General features: G+C 68.2%; 15 protein-coding genes. 8 read left to right on the forward strand and 7 right to left on the reverse strand.

The window, feature by feature from the left end:
* Positions 1-19: 19 nt before the first annotated feature.
* Both K8556_RS26135 and K8556_RS26140 read left to right on the forward strand, forming a co-directional pair.
* Complete coding sequence (locus K8556_RS26135) at positions 20-1,207, forward strand: efflux RND transporter periplasmic adaptor subunit (protein WP_223742813.1); 1,188 nt, start codon at positions 20-22, stop codon at positions 1,205-1,207.
* Between the two features lie 28 nt (positions 1,208-1,235).
* Positions 1,236-4,394, forward strand: coding sequence for a multidrug efflux RND transporter permease subunit (locus tag K8556_RS26140; protein WP_223742814.1), 3,159 nt, complete (start codon positions 1,236-1,238; stop codon positions 4,392-4,394).
* A gap of 89 nt (positions 4,395-4,483) precedes the next feature.
* Here K8556_RS26140 and K8556_RS26145 read toward each other — a convergent pair whose 3' ends face one another.
* Positions 4,484-5,467, reverse strand: coding sequence for a hypothetical protein (locus tag K8556_RS26145; RefSeq protein WP_223742815.1), 984 nt, complete (start codon positions 5,465-5,467; stop codon positions 4,484-4,486).
* Positions 5,468-5,615: 148 nt separating this feature from the next.
* Positions 5,616-7,187 carry a glucan 1,4-alpha-maltotetraohydrolase domain-containing protein gene (locus tag K8556_RS26150; RefSeq protein WP_223742816.1) on the reverse strand — a complete coding sequence of 524 codons (1,572 nt, stop codon included), beginning with the start codon at positions 7,185-7,187 and terminating at the stop codon, positions 5,616-5,618.
* Between the two features lie 184 nt (positions 7,188-7,371).
* On the opposite strand from K8556_RS26150, the gene K8556_RS26155 reads away from it, so the two are divergent.
* Entirely contained in the window at positions 7,372-8,667 is a 1,296-nt protein-coding gene (locus K8556_RS26155; protein ID WP_223742817.1) for an MFS transporter, read from the forward strand.
* Between the two features lie 5 nt (positions 8,668-8,672).
* The gene (locus tag K8556_RS26160) at positions 8,673-9,155 is read left to right on the forward strand and encodes a GNAT family N-acetyltransferase (RefSeq protein ID WP_223742818.1); all 483 of its coding nucleotides are present in this window, start codon (positions 8,673-8,675) and stop codon (positions 9,153-9,155) included.
* A gap of 155 nt (positions 9,156-9,310) precedes the next feature.
* On the opposite strand, the gene K8556_RS26165 is transcribed toward K8556_RS26160, so the two are convergent.
* The 4 genes from K8556_RS26165 to K8556_RS26180 all read right to left on the reverse strand — a co-directional run bounded on the left by K8556_RS26165 (position 9,311) and on the right by K8556_RS26180 (position 16,220).
* The gene (locus tag K8556_RS26165; protein WP_223742819.1) at positions 9,311-10,543 is read right to left on the reverse strand and encodes an HlyD family secretion protein; all 1,233 of its coding nucleotides are present in this window, start codon (positions 10,541-10,543) and stop codon (positions 9,311-9,313) included.
* Positions 10,544-10,546: 3 nt separating this feature from the next.
* Positions 10,547-12,178 (reverse strand): DHA2 family efflux MFS transporter permease subunit, encoded by a 1,632-nt coding sequence (locus K8556_RS26170; RefSeq protein WP_223742820.1) that lies wholly within the window; start codon positions 12,176-12,178, stop codon positions 10,547-10,549.
* Between the two features lies 1 nt (position 12,179).
* Positions 12,180-12,800, reverse strand: coding sequence for a TetR/AcrR family transcriptional regulator (locus tag K8556_RS26175; RefSeq protein WP_223742821.1), 621 nt, complete (start codon positions 12,798-12,800; stop codon positions 12,180-12,182).
* 147 nt (positions 12,801-12,947) lie between these two features.
* Positions 12,948-16,220, reverse strand: coding sequence for a C45 family autoproteolytic acyltransferase/hydolase (locus tag K8556_RS26180; protein ID WP_223742822.1), 3,273 nt, complete (start codon positions 16,218-16,220; stop codon positions 12,948-12,950).
* Positions 16,221-16,439: 219 nt separating this feature from the next.
* Here K8556_RS26180 and ada point away from each other — a divergent pair, with 219 nt between their 5' ends.
* Together ada and K8556_RS26190 are read left to right on the forward strand one after the other, a co-directional pair.
* Complete coding sequence (gene ada, locus K8556_RS26185) at positions 16,440-17,513, forward strand: bifunctional DNA-binding transcriptional regulator/O6-methylguanine-DNA methyltransferase Ada (RefSeq protein ID WP_223742823.1); 1,074 nt, start codon at positions 16,440-16,442, stop codon at positions 17,511-17,513.
* Positions 17,510-18,193, forward strand: a complete 684-nt coding sequence (locus K8556_RS26190) for a 2OG-Fe(II) oxygenase (protein ID WP_223742824.1) — start codon at positions 17,510-17,512, stop codon at positions 18,191-18,193. The genes ada and K8556_RS26190 overlap by 4 nt, the downstream gene beginning before the upstream one ends.
* Positions 18,194-18,567: 374 nt before the next feature.
* On the opposite strand, the gene K8556_RS26195 is transcribed toward K8556_RS26190, so the two are convergent.
* On the reverse strand, positions 18,568-20,442 hold the full coding sequence (locus K8556_RS26195) for a vWA domain-containing protein (RefSeq protein ID WP_223742825.1): 1,875 nt from the start codon (positions 20,440-20,442) through the stop codon (positions 18,568-18,570).
* 1,473 nt (positions 20,443-21,915) lie between these two features.
* On the opposite strand from K8556_RS26195, the gene K8556_RS26200 reads away from it, so the two are divergent.
* Both K8556_RS26200 and K8556_RS26205 read left to right on the forward strand, forming a co-directional pair.
* A complete protein-coding gene (locus K8556_RS26200) occupies positions 21,916-22,368 on the forward strand; it encodes a transposase (RefSeq protein ID WP_223742826.1) in 453 nt (150 codons plus the stop codon).
* Positions 22,287-22,853: an IS5 family transposase gene (locus K8556_RS26205; protein ID WP_223742827.1), complete on the forward strand. Its 567-nt coding sequence runs from the start codon at positions 22,287-22,289 to the stop codon at positions 22,851-22,853. The genes K8556_RS26200 and K8556_RS26205 overlap by 82 nt, the downstream gene beginning before the upstream one ends.
* Positions 22,854-22,952 lie beyond the last annotated feature (99 nt).

Raw genomic sequence — 22,952 nt, forward strand, 5'->3', positions numbered from 1 at the left:
ACGCCCCCTGAAGGCGCTGATGACGAAGACGGTGTGGGGCGCGGCGCTGGTGGCTGGCGTGGCCGGGTGCTCGGGCAAGCCGGAGGCGAAGGCCCCCCCGCCGCCGCGCGAGGTGCAGGTGGTGGCGCTGGCGCCGCACGAGGTGCGGGACACCGGGGAGTACCTGGGCTCGCTGCTGTCGCGGCAGAGCGTGTCGGTGCTGCCGCAGGTGAACGGCTACGTCCGGAAGATTTTGGTGAAGCCGGGCCAGAAGGTGGAGGCCGGCACGCCGTTGATTGAAGTGGACGCGCGCCAGGAGACCGCGGCGCTGGACAGCGCCCAGGCGCAGCAGAGCTCCTCCGCGGTGGAGCTGGAGCTGGCGAAGCGCACCCTGGCGCGCACGGAGTCCCTCAACCGCGAGGGCCTGGCCAGCGTGCAGGAGCTGGAGCGCGCCCAGGCGGCGGTGAAGGCGGCGGAGGCGGCGTCGCGCGCGGCGGGCGCGACCGTGGCCCAGCGACAGGTGCAGTTGCAGTTCCACGTGGTGCGCGCGCCGTTCGCGGGCACCATGGGCGACGTGGTGGTGCGCGTGGGTGACTACGTGAGCGCCACCACGGTGCTCACGTCCGTGGCCCAGGCGGACGCGCTGGAGGTCAGCGTGTCCGTGCCGGCGTTCCGCGCGCGGTCGCTCAAGCCGGACACCCAGTTGGAGCTGTTGGACCGGCAGGGCAAGGTCATCCTCTCCAGCACCGTCTTCTACGTGGCGCCGCAGACGGACCCCCGCACGCAGTTGGTGGAGGTGAAGGCCGCCTTCCGCAACACGGTGGGCCTGCGCCCCAGTGAGCTGCTGCGGGCGCGGCTGGTGTACTCCACGCGGGACGCGCTCCAGATTCCGGCGCTCGCGGTGGTGCGCCAGAGCGGCCAGCCCTTCGCCATGGTGGTGGAGAAGAAGGACGGCAAGACGCTGGTGGAGCGCCGCCCGGTGGCGCTGGGGCAGTTGGGCGACATGTCCTACGTGGTGGAGGGCGGCCTGAAGCAGGGCGACCTGGTCGCGGTGTCGTCGCTGCACATGCTGCGTGACGGCATGCCCGTCATCCCCAAGCAGGTCACCCTCGACACGGACGCCGCCCCCCAGCCCACGGGCACCGTGCGGGCCGACGAGACGCCCACCAACGCCCGGCTGCCCCGCTCCGCGTCCGGTGGCGGCGGCACCACCGGCGGCAGCCGCTAGCAGGCGAAATCCAGAGAGGCGCCACACCGTGTTCGTCGACTTCTTCATCCGCAGGCCTGTCTTCGCCATCGTCTGCTCCATCATCCTGACGCTGGTGGGCGTCATCGCCATCCCGACGCTGCCCATCGCGCAGTACCCGGACCTGGCGCCGCCGCAGGTCACCGTCACCAGCACCTACGTCGGCGCCAGCGCCGAGGTGGTGGAGTCCGCCGTCACCATCCCGTTGGAGCAGGAACTCAACGGCGTGGAGGACATGCGCTACATCACCTCCACCAGCAGCAACGACGGCACCAGCACCATCACCGTCACCTTCGCCCCCACGCGCAACATCGAGGTGGCGGCGGTGGACGTGCAGAACCGCGTCAGCCGCGCCGCGGCCCGCCTGCCCGCGCAGGTGAACCAGACGGGCATCGTGGTGAACAAGGCCTCCAGCCAGATGCTGCTGACGGTGGGCCTGTCCTCCCCGGACAACCGCTACGACGCGAAGTTCCTCTCCAACTACGCGGACGTGAACCTCAAGGACGCCATCAAGCGCGTGCGCGGCGTGGGCGAGGTGCGCATCTTCGGTGAGCGCAAGTTCTCCATGCGCCTGTGGTTGGACCCCACGGAGCTGGCGCGCCGGAGCATGACGCCGCAGGACGTGGTGCGCGCGCTCCAGGAGCAGAACCTCCAGGTGGCCGCGGGCCAGGTGGGCCAGCCTCCGTCCAGCGACTCGCAGCCGTATCAGATCGCCGTGCGCGCCCGGGGCCGCCTGGTGGAGCCGGAGGAGTTCGGCGACATCGTCCTCCTGCGCAACACGGACGGCAAGGCCGTCACGGTGAAGGACGTGGGCCGCGTGGAGCTGGGCGCGGAGAACTACGGCACCCTGCTGCGCTTCAACGGCCGCACCGGCGTGGGCCTGGCCATCTTCCAGTTGCCCACCGCCAACGCGCTGGACGTGCGCGACGGCGTCATCAAGGAGCTGGACCGCCTGGCGCAGTCCTTCCCGCCGGGCCTGGAGTACCGCACCGGCACGGACACCACGCTCGCGGTGCGCGCCTCCGTCAACGAGGTCATCCACACCCTCATCGAAGCCATCGCGCTCGTCATCCTGGTCATCTTCCTGTTCCTGCACGGGTGGCGCAGCGTCTTGATCACGGCGCTCACCCTGCCGGTGTCGCTCGTCGGCACGTTCGCGTTCGTCTACCTGATGGGCTTCTCCATCAACACGCTGACGCTCTTCGGCCTCACGCTGGCCACGGGCCTGGTGGTGGACGACGCCATCGTGGTGATCGAGAACATCGAGCGCCTGATGGCGGAGCGCGGGCTCAACGCGTTCCAGGCGGCGCGCGAGGGCATGAAGGAGGTGGCCGGCGCGGTGGTGGCCATCTCCGTGGTGCTGGTGGCGGTGTTCATCCCGGTGGCCCTCTTCCCGGGCACCACGGGCTCCATCTACCGCCAGTTCGCGCTCACCATCGCCGCGTCGGTGGCCCTGTCCACCTTCTGCGCGCTGACGCTCACGCCCGCCCTGTCCGCGCGGCTGCTCAAGCACCACCACGGCCCCAAGTGGGTGTTCTTCCGCAAGGTGGACCAGGTGCTGGACTGGACCCGCGACCTGTACGGCCGGGGGCTGCGCAAGCTGCTGGTGCACCCGCTCATCGTGCTGGTGGCGTTCCTCGCCTGCATCGGCGCCACGGTGCTGCTGTTCCGCTCGGCGCCCACGGGCTTCATCCCGGACGAGGACCAGGGCTACGTCATCATCTCCGTGCAGGGGCCGGAGGGCATGTCCCTCAGCCAGACGGAGAAGGTGCTCCAGGAGGTGGAGGGGGTGCTCAAGGCCCAGCCGGAGGTGAACGTGATGTTCGCCATTGGCGGCTTCTCCCCCAACGGCAACGGCTCCAACTACGCCACCGTCTTCACGGCCCTCAAGCCGTGGGAGGAGCGCACGGGCAAGGACCAGTCCGTGGCCGCGCTGGTGGAGCGGCTGCGCGGGCCGCTGGGCAAGATTGGCAGCGCGCGCGTCATCCCCTTCCAGCCGCCGGCCATCCGCGGCGTGGGCAGCGTGGGCGGCTTCCAGTTCATCGTGGAGGACGTCGCCGGCAACCACTCGCTGGAGGACCTGGCCAACGCCACGCAGGAGATGGTGCAGAAGGGCAACGAGGAGGGCCGCCTGCGCGGCGTCTTCACCCCCTTCAACGCCAACACGCCCATCCTGGACGTGGAGGTGGACCGCCAGAAGGCCAAGGCGCTGGGCGTGCCCATTGAGCAGATCTTCGGCGTGATGCAGCTCTACATGGGCAGCCAGTACGTCAACGACTTCAACTACGCCAGCCGCACCTACCGCGTGTACGTCCAGGCCGAGCAGCAGTTCCGCGACAGCCCCCAGGACATCGGCTCCTTCTACGCGCGCACGGAAGGCGGGGACATGATCCCGCTGGAGTCGCTGGTGAAGGTGACGCCCATCGTCTCCGCGCAGGTCATCAAGCACTACAACCTGTTCCGCTCCGTGGAGATCAACGGCCAGGGCGCGCCCGGCGTGTCGTCCGGTCAGGCGCTGGAGGCCATGGAGCAGGTGGCCCGGGCGGCGCTGCCCCAGGGCATGTCGTCCGAGTGGACGGGCATCAGCCTGGAGCAGAAGGAGTCCGGCGGCCAGACGCTGCTCATCTTCGCCCTGGGCATCCTCTTCGTGTTCCTGGTGCTGGCGGCGCAGTACGAGTCCTTCAGCCTCCCGTTCGTCATCATCCTGTCCGTGCCGCTGGCCATCATGGGCGCGCTGGGGTTGCAGGTGGCGCGCGGCTTCGCGAACGACGTGTTCTGCCAGGTGGGGCTGGTGATGCTCGTGGGCCTCGCGTCCAAGAACGCCATCCTCATCGTGGAGTTCGCGGAGCAGTTGCGCGAGCAGGGCCGGAGCGCGCTGGACGCGGTGGTGACGGCGGCGGAGGTGCGCTTGCGCCCCATCCTCATGACGTCCATCGCGTTCCTCCTGGGCGTGGTGCCGCTGATGACGGCGTCCGGCGCGGGCGCGGCGGCGCGCAACTCGCTGGGCACGGCCGTGTTCGGCGGCATGCTGGTGTCCACCATCGTCAACCTCATCTTCATCCCGGGCCTCTACATCCTCATGCAGAAGGTGCGCGGGGACGCGAAGCGCTCCAGCGGTGAGGAGGACGCGCCCCCGTCCCACGAGCCGGCCCCGGCCCACGCGCCGTGAGCTGAGCGTCATCGCTGAAGAACGCACCGCCCTCCCCTTCCGGTCCGCGAAGAGGAGGGCGGTGGTGTTTCCGGGGGACGGCGCGCGCGTCAGATTTCGTGCGCGGTCTGCTCGTACACGAGCACGTGGCGGGAGACGGGCAGGAGGATGATGTTGAGCGTGCGCCAGTTGTCGCCGTTGGGGCCGGTGCTGAACTCGCGGAAGTAGCTCTTCACCTGCGCGTTCGCGGCGTCCTCGCCGTAGGTGTCCGGGATGGCCGGGTGCAGCCCCTGGAACTGCAGGTACATCCGGGACTGGAACGCCGCGTAGGTGTACGTGCCCGGGGACGGGTCGTTGCGGTAGCCCGAGTACTCGCTGCGCGCGAGCACCGCCGCCGCCGCCGCGTCCAGCGTCGCGGGCGTCGAGTACGGCCACGCGAAGTCATACCGGTCGAGGAAGGAGAACATGTCCTCGCGGTACGCGTTGCCCCCATTGAGCAGCGCCTGGAGGTTGGGCTCCAGGGGGAACGCCGCCAGCGTCACCGGGGCGCTGGCCGGCGCCGGGCTGGGGTTCGCCACGCACGCGCCGCCCACGCAGGAGGCCTGGAGGCGGTAGTTCTTGCCCAGGCCGTTGCTCCAGCCCGCCACCACCAGGTACTCGCCCGCCTTGTCGAGGGTCGCGAGGGGAATCTTGCTCAGCTCGCCGTAGCCGGAGTCGTCGTCCTGGAAGAGGATGCGCGTGCCGTAGCTGCCGTTCGCGTCCTTGGGGCCGTACACGAAGAGGCCCGTGTCCACGCCCATGCCGGTGCCCAGGTGCGTCACCTCCAGCGCCACCTGCGTGTGCGCCGCGACGGTGAGCTTGAAGCCCTCGTAGGCCGCCGTCGAGCCGGTGTTCGACGACACCGCGCCGCCCACCGTCAGCGTGCCCAGGTAGTTCATGAAGCCGCCGGACAGCGAGGCCGGAGGCGACACCAGCGGCTGCGCCGCCACCGCCACCGTGTCGCCGTTCGCCGGAGCCTGCTCCGGCGGACCGCCGCAGGCGCCCATCAGGCCCACCGCGGCCATGCACCACACCACTGCCGTTCCACGCTTCATCGCTTCCGCCTTCGTTCAAGGAGGGCGGGAGGGGCCCGCCCGGAGAGTGAAGCGGCCCCTGTGACAGCTTGAAGCATGGAACTCAAGCAACAGATGAAACACAGGCGCCCCCGGTAAGACATGCGACAGGGGCGCCTGTCCCGGCCTCTTAGAAGCTGGCGGTGGCGGTGATGCTGCCGCCGGCGGCCGGGGTGCTGACGGTGTTGTTGCTGCCGCCCTGCCAGACGACGTTGCCGCTGCCGTCGCGCTTGAGGCACTTCCACTGCACGGTGGTGTTCGCGGGCAGCGCGTAGGTGCCGCGCCAGGTGGGGTACGCGGTGGGGCTGAGGATCTTGGAGGTGGTGGGGCTCCAGTTGTCGAGCTCCGCGACGCTGCCGGTGACGTAGACGTTCTGGCCCATCACGGTCGTGCCGTTGTTGCACACGAACTCCACGTTGGCGGTGGTGCCGGTGGGGGGCGGCGTGGTGCCGGTGGTCCACACGGTGTAGTCCGTTCCGGAGGCGGCCTGCGTCCAGCCGGTGCCGGGGCTCCAGGAGCCGGTGCCCAGCTTCACCGCCACCTTGCCACCGATGATGGCCGCGTACAGGCCGGCCTCCGCGCGCTGGATGCTGACGGTGGATTCAGAGGTGAGGCCCGCGCTCTTGCGGATGTCCATCAGCGTCTTGATGGAGCTGCCCAGGCCCCAGTTGAAGTAGTGCGCCCAGTAGACGGTGGGGATGCCCGGGTGGGTGAGCACGTAGGCGTAGCCCGTCATCACCTTGGCGCACGGCACCGGCCAGTGGTTCTGCCCGTTGCCGCACGTCTCGCTGGGGCCGGTGTCGTGGTTGTCCACGAAGGTGACGTGGCGGCTGGCCCACCAGCCGATGCCGCCCGCGGGCTTCCCGTCGGACGCCTTCAGGCGCGAGTAGTTGTTGTTGGTGAGCGCGTCGTTGAGCAGGCCCTTGGTGGCGAAGTCGAACGCGGCGCAGGTGCCCGTGGTCGCGTCCACCCAGTTGGTGATCTGCTGCTTCCAGTTGTTGGGGTTGTTCGCGTCGAAGTAGTTCGTGGGCCAGAACTCACCCACGCAGAACCACGGGTCCGTGGCGGTGACGTACTCCTTCACGTAGCCGCCCGCGAAGCCCTTCACGAAGTCGAACCGCCAGCCCGCGAAGCCCACGCCCTTCAGGCGGGTGCCCATCCACGTCTTCAGGTCCGCGCGCACGTTCGTCTGCGAGTGGTCCAGGTCGCGCGCCGCGGCGTAGCCCTCGCCGCTGTCCGCGTTGCCGCAGGCGCTGGCCCACTCGTCCCCCGCGGCCACCGCGCTGCAGCCGCTCCAGGTGGGGTTGGTGAAGTCCGCCCAGTTGGTGGTGCCCACGCGGTGGTTCACCACGATGTCCGCGATGGGCTTGACGCCCTGCGCGTTGAGCGCGGCCAGCGCCTGGGTGAGCTCCGCCTCCGTGCCGTAGCTGGAGTTGAGCACGTTGAGCTGCCGGGGCAGGTAGCCCTGCGTGGACGCCGCGTCGGAGGGCGGCGGCAGCCAGATCATCGTGAAGCCCGCCGCCTTCAGCGTGGCCGCGTTGTTCTTCACCGTGTTCCACCACCCGCCCGCGCTGGCGGAGTTCCAGTGGAAGCCCTGGATCATCACGTCGGTGCTGGCGCCATCCAGCGGCTTGGCCACGGCGGGAGCGGCGGCGAACAGGCCAGCCGTGGAGACGACCAGCAGTCGGGTCTTCAACGTCATCGGGGGACCTCGGGGTTGTGGGGGAAAGCGCGGGCAAGCTAGTCCCGCCTTCCGACATGAACCAGGACTCCCCGTTGAAGGGGACTCTCCCACCCCGTGCTTCCGAGGAGACGGCGCAGCGCGTTGCGCTGTGCAGGACGCCGGAGGTGTCTAGAATCCCACCCTCCCCTGTCCTGCCCTGTAGGTGTCGCCCTTGATTGAACAAGAGACTGCCCTTCCGGCCACCGCCTCCGCCGAGGAGCCGCGCTGGGCCTGGCCCCCGCTGTTCGGACTGCTGGAGGTGCAGTTCGGCGCCGCGGTGGGCTACCTCCAGACGGCGGTGCCGTACTGGCTGGCGAAGGACGGGATGCCGCTGGCGGAGATTGGCGTGCTGTCCGGCACGGCGTTCTCGCCGCATGCGTGGAAGCTGTTGTGGGTGCCGCTCATCGACCTGGGGCCGTGGCGGCGCGTCTGGTACGGCGTGAGCACGCTGCTCACCGCGCTGCTGCTGCTGGCGTGCGCGGTGTTCCCGGAGCCCGCGCAACACCTGGGCGTCTTCACGCTGCTGCTCACCGCGTTGCAGGCGGCGGCGACGACGGCGCACGCGGCGCTCAACGGGCTGATGGCCACGACGTCCAAGCCGTCCGACAAGGGGCGCACGGGCGGCTGGCAGATGGCGGGCAACGTGGGCTCCACCGCGATGATGGGCGCGCTGGCCATCTTCCTGGCGACCCAGTTCTCCCGGCAGGTGGCGGGCATCGTGCTGGCCACGCTGGTGCTGGCGAGCGGCGCGGGCATCTTCTGGATCACCGAGCGGCATGACCCATCCACCGTGCCCACCGGGCCGCTGCTCAAGGCGGCGGTGGACCGGGTGAAGAGCATCGTGATGGACCTGGTGAAGACGGCCTTCAGCCGCGACGGGCTCATCATGCTGGTGCTCTGCCTGGCGCCGGTGAGCTGCGGCGCGCTCACCAACCTCTTCAGCGCGATGGCGGGCGCGTACCAGGTGCCGGAGCACACGGTGGAGATGGTGAACGGCCCGGGCATGGCCGTCACCGGCGCGGTGGGCTCGCTGATGGGCGGCTGGCTGTCCGACCGGATGAACCGCAAGGTCGCGTACGCGCTGATGGGCGGGGCCACGGCGATGGCCGCGTTCGCCATGGCGGCGGGGCCCATGACGACGGACACGTACATCTGGGGCTCGCTCGCGTACAGCTTCGCGAACGGCGCGGGCTTCGCGGCGTTCGCCGGCATGGTGCTGGAGATGGTGAGCGACGGCGCGGCGGTGACGACGAAGTACTCGCTCTTCGTCGCGGCCTCCAACTTCGCCATCAGCTACACGACGGCGCTGGACGGGCACGCGTCGGAGTTCCGGGGCATCGGCACGCGCGCCACCATCGCGGCGGACGGGCTGATCACGCTGGTGGGCATCAGCATCGTGGCGGTCATCTTCGTGCTCTTCCTGCGCAAGAAGCCCGCCGCGACCGCCGCCGCCGCGTGAGCGCCATGGCCCCTGCCTCCGTCGAGGTCGTCCCCTACCGGCCGGAGCTGCGCGAGCACTTCGCGCGGCTCAACCGGCAATGGATCGAGAAGGACTTCCGCGTCGAGGGCTCGGACGAGGCCTCGTTCGCGGATCCGCACGGCATGTTCGTGGCGCCGGGGGGCGAGGTGTTCTTCGCCCTGGTGGACGGACAGGTGCTGGGCACGTGCGCGCTGAGGCGCGAGGACGCGGACACGTTCGAGCTGTGCAAGATGGCGGTGGCCCCGGAGGCGAGGGGCCGCGACCTGGGTGACGCGCTGATGCGGGCCGCGCTGGCCACGGCCCGGGAGCGCGGCGCGAAGCGGATGTACCTCGTCACCAACAGCGCGTTGGGGCCCGCACTGGGGCTGTACCGCAAGCATGGGTTCGTCACCACGCGCGAGGGTCCGGAGGTGTCGCGCGACACGGGCTATTCGCGCGCGGACGTGGAGATGGCCGTCGAGCTCTGACGGCCCGGCGCAGCTCCCGCGAGCAGTACAGACGCCGGGCGCAGGTCGAAGCGTGGCCCCCGCGCGACAGCGTAAGCACGGCGCCCCCGTGCGAAGAAAAGCGCCGCGACCCTTGAGGGGCGCGGCGCTGGGGTGTGGGGCTTCGGGCTCGCGGCCTACTTCGTGTGCACCGTCACGTCGGCGGAGAGGCCGGCGCGCAGGGCCAGGCCTTGCGGCGGGTGCACCCAGGAGATGCGCACCGGCACGCGCTGCACCACCTTCACGAAGTTGCCGGACGCGTTGTCCGGCGGCAGCAGGGAGAAGCGGGCGCCGGTGCCTCCGGACAGGCTCTCCACCCTGCCCTCCAGCTTCTCACCGGAGAAGGCGTCCAGCTCCACCTCCACGCGCTGGCCGGGCTGCATGTGGCCCACCTGCGTCTCCTTGAAGTTCGCCACCACGTACGTCGTCGTGGGCACCAGCTCCGCCACGGCCTGGCCGGGGGTGAGCAACTGGCCCGCGTGCACGGACAGCTTGGACACCTGGCCGTCCGCCGGAGCGATGATGCGCGTGTCCTCCAACTGGAGCTTCGCCTGGTCCAGCGCGGCCTCCGCGCCCTTCACCCGCGCGTGCGCCAGCGACGCGTTGGCCTGGGCGGCGGCGATCTTCTCGTCGATGGGCGCGCTCACGTCGAGCTGGCCCCGGGCCTCCGCCACCTTGCTCTCCGCGGTGCGCCGGCCCTCCTCCGCCAGGGCGAGCTGCGCGCGGGCGCCATCGAGCGCGGCCTGCGCCGTCTCGTGGGCCGTCTGCGCGTCATCCAGCGCGCTCTGCGCCACCACGTTCTGCTGACGCAGGCTCCGGGTCCGCTCCAGGTCCAGCGTGGCCTTGCGGGCCTGGGCCTCCGCGCGGGTCAGCGCCGCGCGGGCCGCCGCCACCTGCGCCTGGGCGCCGCTCACCGCGGACGTGCTCGTGGACACGAGCGCCTTCGCGCTGGACAGGCCGCCCTTCGCGCCGGCCGCCGCCACCGTGGCCTGCGCGTCCGCCGCCGCGGCCTGGGCGCGCGCGGACTCCAGCTCCGCCTCCGCCTGCTTCACGCGCGCTTCGTACGGGCGCGGGTCTATCTGGAGGAGCACGTCGCCCTGGTGCACGGTGGCGTTGTCCAGCACGGCCACCTTCACCACGGGACCGGACACGCGCGCGGACAGGGGCACCACGTCCGCCTCCACCTGCGCGTCGTCGGTGGTCTCCTGTCCGGCCGTGACGACCTTGAAGCCGCCGATGCCCAGCAGGAGGGCCGCCACGACACCGCCGAGGATGAGGAAGCCCCGCTTGCCGCGCTTCGCCTGCGCTCCGGCGGCGGGCGCGGGCGCCGCTTCGGGGACGAGCTGGGGTGCTGTGGTTGTCGTTGCCATGTCTCAAATCTCCACGTCGATGTGCGGTTTCTCGTGGGAGCCCCCGACACTCGGGGGGTCCTTGAGGAAGTAGATGAGCGGCAGCACCACCACGAACATCAGCGCCGCCAGCACGAAGAGCTTGTCGAACGCGAGCACCATGGCCTGCCGTGACACGTTGCCCACCATCATCTGGAGGCTGGCCATGCTGGCGCTCGCGGCGTCCAGGCCGTGCTGCATGAGCCCCTTCTGGGTGGCGGCCATGCGGCTGGCCACCTCCCACCGCTCCGGGTTCAGGTGCGCGGCGATGGAGGCCTTGGACAGCACGGTGTAGCGCGACAGGAGCGTGGTGAAGATGGCCAGGCCCACGGACCCGCCAATCTGCCGCAAGAGCGAGTTGAGGCCCGTCGCGTCCGCCAACCGCTCGCGCGGGATGCTCCCGAGCGCCGTGGCGCTGAGCGGCACGAACATCAGGCTGAAGCCCACGCCCTGCAACGCGATGGCCGCGATGATGTTGCTGGAGCCCGTCGCGAGCGAGAAGTGGCTCATCTCGTACGCGCCGAAGCCCGCGAACACGATGCCCGCGCCCACCAGGATGCGCGCCGGCACCTTCCCATACAGCCGCCCGACGATGGGCATCATCAACATCATCACCAGCGTGCGCGGCATCAGCGAGAAGCCGGACTGCGTCGCGGTGAAGCCCAGCAGCTCCTGCATGAACACCGGCAGCAGGAACATGCTGGCCATGAGCACCGCGAACACCAGCGCGCCCAACAGCGTGCCGGACGCGAACACCGGGTCCTTGAACAGCCGCAGGTTCACCGCGGGCGCCTCCGCGGTCAGCTCGCGGATGACGAAGGCGATGAGGCACGTGGCGGAGATGAGCGCGCAGAGGACGATGACGGGGGACTCGAACCAGTCATCCGCCTGTCCCTCCTCCAGGAAGTACTGGAGCGTGGCCAGGCCCATGCAGAGCAGCGTGATGCCGGACCAGTCCATGTGCTTGCGCTGCTTCTCGGCCTCCAGGCGCGCGGTGGCGCGCAACTGCTCGTCCTCCTGGACGAAGCGGGCCACCATGAAGAAGCCCAGGATGCCCACCGGCACGTTGATGAAGAAGATCCAGGACCAGTGCCAGTTGTCCACGATGTAGCCGCCCAGCGTGGGGCCAATGGCCGGGCCCACCATCACGGCCATGCCGAAGATGGCCATCGCGGTGCCCTGCTCCTTCGGCGGGAACGTCTGCCGGAGGATGGCCTGCTCGGTGGGTTGCAGCGCGCCCGCGCCCAACCCCTGAAGGAAGCGGAAGAGCACCAGCGTGGGCAGGTTCCACGCGAGCCCGCACAGGAACGAGCCCGCGACGAAGAGCACCAGGCACGCCAGGTACACGCGCTTCTGGCCGAACATGCGGCCCAGGAAGCCCGTGAGCGGCATCACCATCACCGTGGCGATGACGAAGCCGGTGGTGGCCCAGGTGATCTCCTGCACCGTGGCGCCCACCGCGCCGCGGATCTGCGGCAGCGCCACGTTCACGATGGACGAGTCGATGGCGCCCATCAGCGTGCCGAACGTCACCGACAGGGTGACGAGCCACTTGTTGACGGGGGCCTTGGGCGTGGCCTGAGCCAGGACCTCCGGTGTCGCGGCGGCTGTCGCCATGTCAGTCGACCTCGATGCCCTTCAAGAAGACGCGGAGGATCTCCTCCGCCCAGGCGGCTACCGGAGGGTTCGCGGCGTCGTCCTCGCGCAGGCGGTCCAGCGCGCCGCGCACCATTCCCATCAGGAGATTCGGATAGAACGCGCGCCCTTCCGCGCGCAGCTCCCCGGCCTGGATGCCCCGGTCGAGGATGACCGTCAGACGCCGGGTGAGCTCCGCCAGGATGCGGCTCTTGCGCGCCGGGTCCTCCGGGAGCTGCACCAGGACGCGCACGAACGCGTCGCGCTCCGCCACGTGGGCGAACAGCGCCGTCACGAAGGCGCGCAGTTGTTCGCGCGCGGGCCGCTCCGCCACGGGCGCCAGGGCCGCGTCCAGCCGGTCCAGCATCACCTGGCGGCGCCTGGCGCGCAGCGCGTCCAGCAGGGCCGCGCGGTCGGTGAAGTGGTTGTAGAGCGTCCCCACCGACACGCCCGCCTGCTCGGCGATGGACTCCATCTTCGCCGCGTGCAGGCCGTCGCGAGCGAACACCGCCGCGGCCGCCGACAGGATGGCGTCCGCGGTGGCTTCCTTCAGACGAGAGCGCAGCCGTTTGACGGGGGCCTCAGATTTTGAATCTGGATTCATTTCCTGAAGAGAGATTTAACCCTCTCCAGGCCGGAGTCAAATCGACCGGGTCCTCAGAGGGAGGGAGCGGCCGAACGCAAGAAGGGCCGGCGGGAGTGCGCTCCGCCGGCCCTTGCTCGGTGCTGCGGGATGTTCAGCGACGGTGGCTCAGGGGGTGAGCATGCCCAGCTTGGGGGCGGGCAGGTCCACGGACAGCTCCTGGGTGAAGCCCTCGGTGGCGTGGAAGCCCTTGCCGCTGACCTCGCCCGCGCGGAACAGGGCCCAGCTCTGGAGGCCGCGCTGGAAGGAGCGCGTCATGTGCCACAGCTCCAGGCCGCTGTTGGCGACGAAGAGGTACAGCGTCCGCTTCGGGTTCCAGGGGTTGGGCAGCGCCAGGGCCAGGCCGTCATCCGCGCGGCCGTACGTCTTGCCCTGCCAGCGGAAGAAGCGCCGGCCCAGCTCCACCGGCAGCTTCTTCTCCGCCGCCAGGCGCGCCATGAGCCCGTTGTCCTCCAGGCCGCCGAAGACGACCAGGTCGCGGTCCGCCAGCTCCGCGTCCGTCACCTCCGCGTCTGGCTTGAGCGGGGCCAGGCGCTCCGGGGACGCGTCCGCCAACTGCTCGCGGTAGTTCGTGGCCAGCGTGCGCATGGACTCCACCTGGCGCGCGGAGCCGTACACGAAGAGGAGCTTGTCCCAGTCATCCAGCGTGTTGGCCAGGGTCTGGTAGCGCTCGCGGGCCACGGGGATGTCGTTGCCCACGTTGAACACCACGCGCACCGGCCGGTCCGGGACCTTCACGGTGAAGGTGTCGCCGGAGCCCTTCACCTCCACGCGCTCCAGCACGCTGCCCTTCTCCGTCTGCACCTCCACCAGCGTGGCGAAGCGCCAGGGCGTGCCGGACTGGTCCACCTTCAGCGTCACCTCGTAGCCCTCCTTCGCCTTCTGGGCGCGGGAGGTGAGGCGCGGCGCGGGCAGGCCCCCGCGCTCCACCCACTGCTTCACCCACGGCCCCACGTCCTGGCCCGCGGCCTCCGACGCGGTGCGGATGAAGTCCTGGGTGGTGAGCTTCTTGTTCGCGAACTTCGAGTGCACCGCGCCCATCACCCTGGCGAACTTCGCGTTGCCCAGCGTCAGCCGCAGTTGGTGCAGCAGGTACGTGCCCTTGATGCGAGGCACCGCGTACGCGCCGTAGCGGCCGTAGTCCGTGCGCGCGGCGGTGGGCACCACGTCGCCCTCGCGGGCGGTGACGTAGAGGTAGCGGGCGTTGAGCTCCGAGAGCGCGTCGCGCTGGGCGTCGAAGGCCTTGGACAGGTCATCCCCTTCCGGCAGGTCCTTGAGCAGGGTCCAGTACGCGGCGGACCCGCTGCCGAACCAGTTGTCCGCGTCCGTCGCGGGGAACACCGTGTTGGCCCAGAGCTTCTTCTCGTCGAAGGACAGCGCGTCCTTCACGCGAGCGAAGTCGCGCTTGGGCTTGTCCGCCTTGGGCTCCGGCTTCTGCTTCGCCTTCGCGGCCTTGAGCTGGTCCGCCACGTAGATGGGGCTGAAGGCGGTGTAGCCCAGGGACAGGTGCGGCGTGGCGCCGGGCAGGTCGGGAATCCAGCGGCTGCCGACCATCTTCTCGCGCAGCGTCGTCTTGCCGTAGTGGGCCAGGAACATCAGCTTCTCGGTCATCTCCGAGGTGGTGATCTTCCCGTCACACGCGTGCGGACGGTTGATGGGGCTGGACGCCATCATGCGCGTGGCGCTGTCCACGTCGAAGCCGCCCTTGCCGTACTTCGCGTAGAACTCCTGGAAGGCGATGTCGCGGTTCCAGGTGTTGAAGGCCAGGTCCACCGGGGCGTTGCTCGCGTTGGGGACGGACTCCTTGCGGACCTCCGGGTCGCGGTTGTTGTTGTTGGCCCAGATGAAGTCCTTGAGGTTTCCGGGCGTGTCCGAGGCCTTGCCCTTGCTGCCGGTGCGCCACAGGCGCGTCTTCGCGGTGCCCAGGAGGAGGCACGCGCCCTCGTCCGTCTTGGTGTCCGCGAGCGTCCAGTCGTTGGTGTAGAGGCCGTTGTTGCGGTCCTTGAGGATGCGCTCCACGTCGTCGATGGAGTTCGCGTACTGCACGGCCTTGCGGATGCGGTTGCTCTGCGGGGTGCCGTCGATGTTGAAGGGCGTCTGGCCCACGGTCGTCTCACCGATGACGATGCCCGCGTCGTTGAGCATCCAGTCGGAGCCGCTGTGGATGCCGCCCGGGAAGGTCTGCATCACGAAGCGGTGGCCCTTGGTGGGCTGCACGTCCAGCACCACGTCCCAGTGGACCCCGGTGTAGCCGTTCCACATGAAGATCTGGCCCATGACGACGCGGCCGTCCTTCGTCGCGGACTTCGTGGCCACGAAGGACGAGCAGTGGTCGCCCTCCCCCGCGCGGCCGTTCTCGTCCTCGCCCTTGAGGAAGGTGCGGCCGGAGAGCGGGGACGCGGTGACGCGGTTGGCATCATCCAGTTGGCCCAGGTCCACGGCGGAGTTGAGGGCGACGACGTCGAGCACGTCCAGGTCGCGCTCCTTGCCATCCGGGCCCTTGAACTTCGCGCCGCCCACGTTGGCGCCGTCGGCGATGCCCTTCATCTCCTCCAGGAACTCGGCGTCGAAGCGGCGAAGGAACAGCGAGTCCGCGAGCAGGCGCACCTGCGCCCAGCCCTTCGCGGCGTCCGCCTTGTCCTTCTGGATGCCCAGCTTCTCGATGTAGCGGACGATCTCCTGCGACACGAGCTCGCCGTACTGCCGGCCGCGCTCGTAGGGCTCGCCCTCGATGTGCACGTACACCCAGCCGCCGTCGTCGTAGCGGAAGCCCTTGCCGGCCCACCGCACGCTCTCCATGGGGATGTACTGGGTGACGTCGCTCACCTCCTCCAGCTTCACGTCGTCGAACCACGCGGTGCCGGTGGCCTTGCCGTTGTGGCCCAGGTGCGCGCGCACGCGGTCCGTGGACGTGGTGGCGAAGAACAGCACCTGCACCCGGCCGCTCTGGTCCGCGCCCTGGGGCGGAGAGCAGTTGGTGAAGGGGAAGCTCTGCATGGACAGACACGCGCCCAGCGCCGTGGGGTAGCGGGCCTGCGCATCCGCCTGCACGCCCTGGGTGCGCACCCAGGCGGAGAGCCGGTAGAGGCGGCCCACCTGGAGCTTCACGGGCTCGGAGACGACGGTGGTCTCCGCGCCGCCCTGGGGGCTCTCGATGGCGAGGCTGCGGCTGCCCTCCGACTTCGCGTCGGTGCGGGCGGACACCTTGCCCTGGCCGGATGCCGTCCAGCCCTGGGGAAGGCCGGTGGCGGCGGCGTTCTCAAAGCCCCCGTTGGGGACGGCGATGGACGCGGGGGCGGCCCAGGCGGAGGCCGAGGCGCACGCGGCCAGCGCGGGCCAGAGCAGACGGGAGCGTTTCCACATCAGACGCAGGTGGGACATGGCTTGCTCATGGGAAGGAGGAATGGGTGCGGCATCCTGTCACGTCGTACGCGGACGTGCCGCCACGCATTGCGAGGGGTTCACTCCCGGCGCGATGGGGGCGCGTCACGCCATGACGCCCTGTTCCAGGGCGGCCCGAATTCGACCGCAAGGCGCGGAGTGCTGGCCTGGGGACCGGGGGTTAGGTTTCGCCTCGGAGTCAACGAAGGGAGGCGGAGCATGGCGACGAAGACGGAGGCGCTCGCGGCGGCGACGGTGGGCGACCCGCGCTGGGCGGCGGTCGTCGCCCGGGACGCGGCGGCGGACGGGCGCTTCTTCTATTCCGTGAGGACGACGGGGGTGTACTGCCGTCCGTCCTGTGGCGCGAGGACGCCGCGACCGGAGAACGTGGGGTTCCACGCGACGGTGGCGGCGGCGGAGCAGGCGGGGTTCCGGGCATGCAAGCGGTGCAAGCCGGGGGAGCCCTCGCTCGCCGTGAAGCACGCGGACCGGGTGGCCGAGCTGTGCCGCTTCATCCAGGCCTCCGAGGAGCTGCCGAGCCTGGACGCGCTGGCGGAGCGAGCGGGGCTGTCGCCGTATCACCTGCACCGGGTGTTCAAGGCCGTGACGGGGCTGACGCCGAAGGGCTACGCGGCGGCGCAGCGAGCGGAGCGGATCCGCACGGGCCTGACGAAGCGCGGCTCCGTGACGGAGGCCATCTACGACGCCGGGTTCAACTCGAGTGGCCGCTTCTACGAAACCTCCAGCCAGGTCCTGGGCATGACGCCGACGAACTTCCGCGCCGGGGGCGCGAACACGGAGATCCGCTTCGCCATCGCGGAGTGCTCGCTGGGACCCATCCTGGTGGCCGCGAGCGACCGGGGCGTGTGCGCCATCCTGATGGGGGATGATCCGGACGCGCTGGCGAAGGACCTCCAGGACCGCTTCCCGCAGGCGACGCTGGTGGGCGGGGATGCTGCTTTTGAGCAACTGGTGGCGAAGGTCGTGGGCTTCGTGGAGGCGCCGCGCGTGGGGCTGGACCTGCCGCTGGACGTGAGGGGCACGGCGTTCCAGCAGCGCGTGTGGCAGGCGTTGAGGGAGATCCCGGCGGGGAAGACAGCGAGCTACACGGACATCGCGGAGCGGATTGGCGCACCGAAGTCCGTGCGGGCCGTGGCGCAGGCGTGCGGCGCGAACGCGCTGGCGGTGGTGATTCCGTGTCACCGGGTGGTGCGCAATGACGGCGCGTTGTCTGGCTACCGGTGGGGCGTGGAGCGCAAGCGCGCGCTGCTGGAGCGCGAGGCGCAGCGGTGAGGGATTGGGAAGCAACGGGCCGGGAGCTGGATGCCCGGGGGTGCGCGGTGCTGGAGCAGTTGCTGACGCCTGATGAATGCGAGGCATTGGCGCTGATCTACGACCTGGACGACGCCTTTCGCAGCCGCGTGGTGATGGCGCGGCATGGGTTTGGCCGGGGTGAATACAAATACTTCGACCATCCGCTGCCGGAGCTCGTGACGAGGCTGCGCACGGCGCTGTATCCGCACCTGGTGCCCATCGCGAACCGCTGGAACACGGCGATGGGAATCGACGTGCGGTATCCGGACGCGCACGCGGACTTCCTCGCGCGCTGCCATGAAGCCGGGCAGGTGCGGCCCACGCCCCTGCTCCTGCGCTACGGCGTGGACGACTACAACTGCCTGCACCAGGACCTGTATGGGGAACACGTCTTCCTGCTCCAGGTGGCCATCCTCCTCTCCGAACCCGGGCGGGACTTCACGGGCGGCGAGTTCGTGCTGACGGAGCAGCGCCCCCGCATGCAGTCCCGCGCGGAGGTCGTCCCGCTGCGCCAGGGAGACGCGGTCGTCTTCGCGGTGCACCACCGCCCGGTCCAGGGCACGCGGGGCACGTACCGCGTCAACCTGCGTCACGGTGTCAGCCGCGTGCGCTCCGGGCAGCGGCACACGGCGGGGATCATCTTCCACGACGCGGCTTGAACCCATGAACGTGGACACCGAACACTGACCGAACAGGCACTAGCAACCACCTCCACTCCAACACAAACAGCACATCTAAAAAACCAGAGATGCTACCGGCCGCAAAACTCTACCGCAACAAGGCTCACATTCTACTCAAGAGGCGACGCAGGCCGCGCCTTTGCAGCATGACCGCCCGCTTTGAGCGCAGGCATGGGCTCTGGAAAGACTCTGGCACTACCTCTCGATCGTGGAGCGCACGCTGGTCGAGAAGCCCCCCGTGCGCCACCTTCGCTTTCTCGAAAACACAATGACGATGTCCACTGCTGACTCCTCGCACTCGGCAGATGCATCACACTCCATCAATGCATCTGCCGAGGCATCACCAAGCGTTGCTAGCGGCCACACGCAGCACGGAGTTCGAATCCCAACGCACGATACGCGCCTCCATGAAAGGCAAGACCAGGCACATACTCCCATGTGCTCGAAGTGCGCCCCCTCATGTACGCAGGCTGAAGCTGAGTCGATGGCGACTGATCCGCACAGAAATACACATCATCTCGCGCCGTCCGATCGAACGCAGCACCGACGTAGATTCGACCTGACACCACCACGTTCGACGCAATGCCCACTTCGGTCGGAGTAAAGCAATCTGACGTGAGTGCTCTCCCCGAGAACGCGACTTCAGCCAGAGGTGTTCCCGGCGCCCCGCCCGAACCATTATCATCATAGACAACCACGGTTCCGGACCACGATCCAGCTCCAACGCTGCTTCGAGCACGAACCGTGATGGCATCAAGACGAACAGGCACCGCACCTACATCGAAAGCCCCAACATACTCACCAACGCCAGTGACAGAAGCTATCCACCCATAGGAATTTTCGAACACCCCATCATTCGGAACCCTATTACCAACAAAAACCTCGCACCCATTTGCCACAACTCCATCGCAGTTTGCATACCCAGGAACGCAATCAATCGAACACCCACTCCGACAGGCGGGAGTAGCGTTGGGCGCAGCAGCGCAGACACTGCCACAGGCAAGACAGTTGTCCTTGTCTGCCTGAGGATTAACGCATCCTGTCGCACAGGCGATTGTCCCTGCGGAACACGCACACACACCATTCCCCATGCATTCAGACCCTTCCGTGCATACGCCGCACGATCCGCCGCAACCATCAGGTCCACAACTGCGACCAGAACACTGTCGCGTGCAGCAGGCACCGGTTGCTTCACTGCAAATCTGGCTTGCATCACATGAACCACACGTGACACCGCCGACGACACCGCACGTCCTCCCTCGACAAGGATTCAGCACAAGTTCAGGGCGGCAGTCGATTAGATTGAAGCCAGTGGCATCATACTTGACTTGCAGCGTGCCGGACTTTCCCCCACTCATGACGCGGATAGACAGAGAGCGATTCGGCCCCTCCAGAGGGCTGCAAATCCCGACTACGTAGTTCGATCGCGAACGAGCATCGAGCCGATTGGCAATTTCCGCAAATTTGGCAACGATAGCATTCGGATCACTAACGAAACACCTATCAGGCTCCCCGGCAAGCTCACAAACCACATTGACATCAAACTCCGCCGACGACTCCTTGACCGGAATTGCAAAAGCTTCAAACCCGTCCTCAGGCATTGCTCTCAACTTCGACAGAGCCTCTGACTTGAGCCGTTCGGAATCGCCCGTTTCATGTACACCATCCGTCAGCAACACAAGTGAGCGCGAGGTCAGCGAACTCTCTCCAGTTGGAGCCTGCATTTCAAGGTATTCAAGCGACTTGATATAGGCGCCGTAAAGATTTGTGGATCCGCGTCCGGGATCTTTCTCGAGAGTTTGAAGAGTGGCCTCGATCATTTCCGGATCGGAGGTGAAATCCAGGGCCAAGCTCGACGCCGCTGTGCTTCCGAAAGCATAAATGGCGACCTTGGGACGAAGCCGCAGATCTGGCTGCTCTGTTAGTATTGTTCGAACAAGCTCTCGTGCGCCCTGAACAACCTGCGCCTGCCGACCAGGGGTTCGAGTGATTGAGAAGCTCATATCGAGAACAAGCATTACATATGAACGAATATTATCGTTTCGCTCGACCAGAGGCACCGAACCGCCCTCCGAGCCAAACTCATGCCCCGTCTCATCATTAATGATTTTGATCTGGTCGCCAGTCTGAAGGCCTGCCATCGGTGCGCCTTCGCAGGTCTCGACCACAAAGGGAACTCGTACGCCAGCAATCTCCGGGCTAACCCAGACTTCGCCGCGGCGGCTCACTCGGAGTCCTTTACAGATCTCCTGCCCCGAACCACCATCGGTAGGTTTTGGTGCGGGGTCATCTGAATCAGGGCACCCGCAGAGAATGATTACACTGAGGATTACTAGCAGTGCCCGTCCATTGATAGCGCCAACCCAGGCATCGGCAGTTCGTTGAGTCATCACGTACCCCCCACGATGTCCTATTGAGTATACTCGATCATGAGAATCGGTGATTACAGCAGGGCATACTCCTTCCGCCCCTCATTCGTTACACCGTCGGACACACCTGACCGCCGCAAATGCAGTCCCACGCGGAGGTCGTTCACTTGAGCAAGAAGAAGCGCGGTCGCTTTCTCGGTGCATCGCCGCCCGGACCAGAGCACGTGGGGTATGCATGCACCGCGTCAATCAGCGGCACTGAGTCAGTCGAGTGGGCTCTGCTGGTAGACACGCTTCGGGAATCAATTCCCGTGAACCGGAGCAGCCTTGATCACAAAGTTGCACATTCGAGTCCACAAGCACGCAACAGTATCAGTACAAATGCAATAGTGGCTTTCCCCAGGGGTAAACCCCACCCACACAAAGCGCCCTTCATTTGCCGTAAGCGCTCACGGGGTGGTGCGCGCCTGCGGGGTCAGTGAGTCAGCGAACGGTGGGCCTCACCGCGCTCGACGTGGGCTGGGGGCGGATTAGAAAGACTGGAACATCGCCACGCCCGACCCGAGAGATGCGCGTATCGCGGAACGGGAGGCGCATCTGCGCAAGCACCTCGCGTAACTCCTCGAAGCCTCCGTCCTTGGACCCGCCGGGGTACGCCGCCGAGGAAGTCGGAGCCGACAGGGCGCAAGCCAGGAGGCCAGCCTGGACACAGGGGCGGCAAGCGCGAGTTGCTGCCGTCGGACAAGGTGGCGCAGGGGGTGACGGTGCCCGCACCGGAGCATTGCACGGACTGCACCGGGCCTCTGTTGCGACTGGAGCGCACGCCTCACGCACGACTCCACCAGGTAGTGGAGTCGCCGCGCATCGTGCCTGAAGTGAAGCAGTACGATTTGCACGCGGGATGGTGCGCCGGGTGCGACAGATGGCGCAGCGCACGGCTGCCGACGGGAGTGCCCGAGGGCGCCTCCGGTCCGCGCCTGACAAGCTTCATCTCCCCTTGCACCGGGCGCGTCCGCCAGTCCAAGCGGCGGGGGCAAGAGTTGCTGGAGGACGTGCTGGGCGTGGAGCTGGCACTCGGCAGCGTCAGCAACCTTGAGCAGGCGGTGAGCAGCGCCCTGGCGGCGCAGGTAGACGAGGCCCGTGCGTATGTCCGGACGCAGTCGGCCGTGTGCATCAGGCTGAAACCAGGTGATGGCAAAAGCAAGCCAGGCACTGGCTGTGGGTTGCCAGTACCGCGAACCCTCATCTCTGACAGGTGGTGTACCGACAACCAGGCCCTGTCTGATGGATGTGAGAGCGCCGGTTGTTGTCTCCGCAAAGAGGCAGGCCGAGATGATGCGCTACGAGTTGGACGAGCGGCAGTGGAGGGCCCTGGCCCCTCTGCTGCCGCACCAGGGGCGAGGTGGGGCCTGGAGTGACCACCACACGGTGCTCAATGGGATTCTCTGGCGCCTGCACACGGGCGCTCCCTGGCGCGACCTGCCCTCGCGCTATGGCCCCTGTCAGATCGTCTATGACCGCGTCGTGCGCTGGCGCAAGGACAGCACCTGGCTGCGGATGATGCACACGCTCCAGGCGCAGATGCGGACCCAGGACGAGTTGGACTTGAGCGTCCTCTTCGTCGACTCAACCGTCGTGCGTGCCTCCCGCGCCGCTGCGGGAGGCGGCAAAAGGGGAGCCTACACGAGCCCGAAGACCACGCCTTGGGGCGCTCGCGCGGGGGCTTTTCCACCAAGCTCCACCTCACCTGCGAGTCGCATCGCCACGTGCTCTCCGTCGCCCTGATGGCGGGACAGGCCAGCGACTTGACGGGCGGCGTCCACGCCCTGGACGCGGTCCGCGTCCAAGGCCCACGCGGGCGCGCGCGCCAGCGGCCGGGCACCCTGGTGGCGGACAAGGGCTACCGCTTCGAGGCCGTACGCACCTGGGCCCGGAAGCACCACGTGCGCGCCGTGCTTCCGCGTCGCGCGGACCAGACCCGCTTCAACGCTCGATGCCGCACGAGCTTCGACCCAGCCCTCTACCGGCAAAGCAATGTCATTGAGCGCGCCATCGGCCATTTAAAGGACAAGCGCGCCATCGGCACGCGCTACGACAAGCTCGAGATCAACTACCTGACCCTGGTTCAGGTGGCGCGCATCTTCTCCTACCTGCGCCGCCTGCATCCATCAGACAGGGCCTGGCGGCGGCCGCGAATGCCTGCGCTCCGCAGAGCTTCTACATCCAGGTCGAAGCGGACTTCGGGCTTCCGTGGGGCGACGACACGCTGATTGGCACCACCAAGCTCCCGGACTTCTACTTCACGGCCGGGACGCTGACGCCCACGACCATCACGCCGGGCGGGACCACCAGCTTCACGGCGGACCTCT

The organism is Corallococcus sp. AS-1-12, from assembly GCF_020036995.1.
In the GTDB taxonomy this organism is placed as follows: Bacteria; Myxococcota; Myxococcia; order Myxococcales; family Myxococcaceae; genus Corallococcus.

Bases quoted from the DNA above. Each gene is read 5' to 3' on its own strand.
- K8556_RS26180 (WP_223742822.1), bottom strand. From the start codon at position 16,220: ATGTCCCACCTGCGTCTGATGTGGAAACGCTCCCGTCTGCTCTGGCCC.
- K8556_RS26200 (WP_223742826.1), top strand. From the start codon at position 21,916: ATGATGCGCTACGAGTTGGACGAGCGGCAGTGGAGGGCCCTGGCCCCT.
- K8556_RS26175 (WP_223742821.1), bottom strand. From the start codon at position 12,800: ATGAATCCAGATTCAAAATCTGAGGCCCCCGTCAAACGGCTGCGCTCT.
- K8556_RS26150 (WP_223742816.1), bottom strand. From the start codon at position 7,187: ATGACGTTGAAGACCCGACTGCTGGTCGTCTCCACGGCTGGCCTGTTC.
- K8556_RS26160 (WP_223742818.1), top strand. From the start codon at position 8,673: ATGGCCCCTGCCTCCGTCGAGGTCGTCCCCTACCGGCCGGAGCTGCGC.
- K8556_RS26170 (WP_223742820.1), bottom strand. From the start codon at position 12,178: ATGGCGACAGCCGCCGCGACACCGGAGGTCCTGGCTCAGGCCACGCCC.
- K8556_RS26145 (WP_223742815.1), bottom strand. From the start codon at position 5,467: ATGAAGCGTGGAACGGCAGTGGTGTGGTGCATGGCCGCGGTGGGCCTG.
- K8556_RS26135 (WP_223742813.1), top strand. From the start codon at position 20: ATGACGAAGACGGTGTGGGGCGCGGCGCTGGTGGCTGGCGTGGCCGGG.
- K8556_RS26165 (WP_223742819.1), bottom strand. From the start codon at position 10,543: ATGGCAACGACAACCACAGCACCCCAGCTCGTCCCCGAAGCGGCGCCC.
- ada (WP_223742823.1), top strand. From the start codon at position 16,440: ATGGCGACGAAGACGGAGGCGCTCGCGGCGGCGACGGTGGGCGACCCG.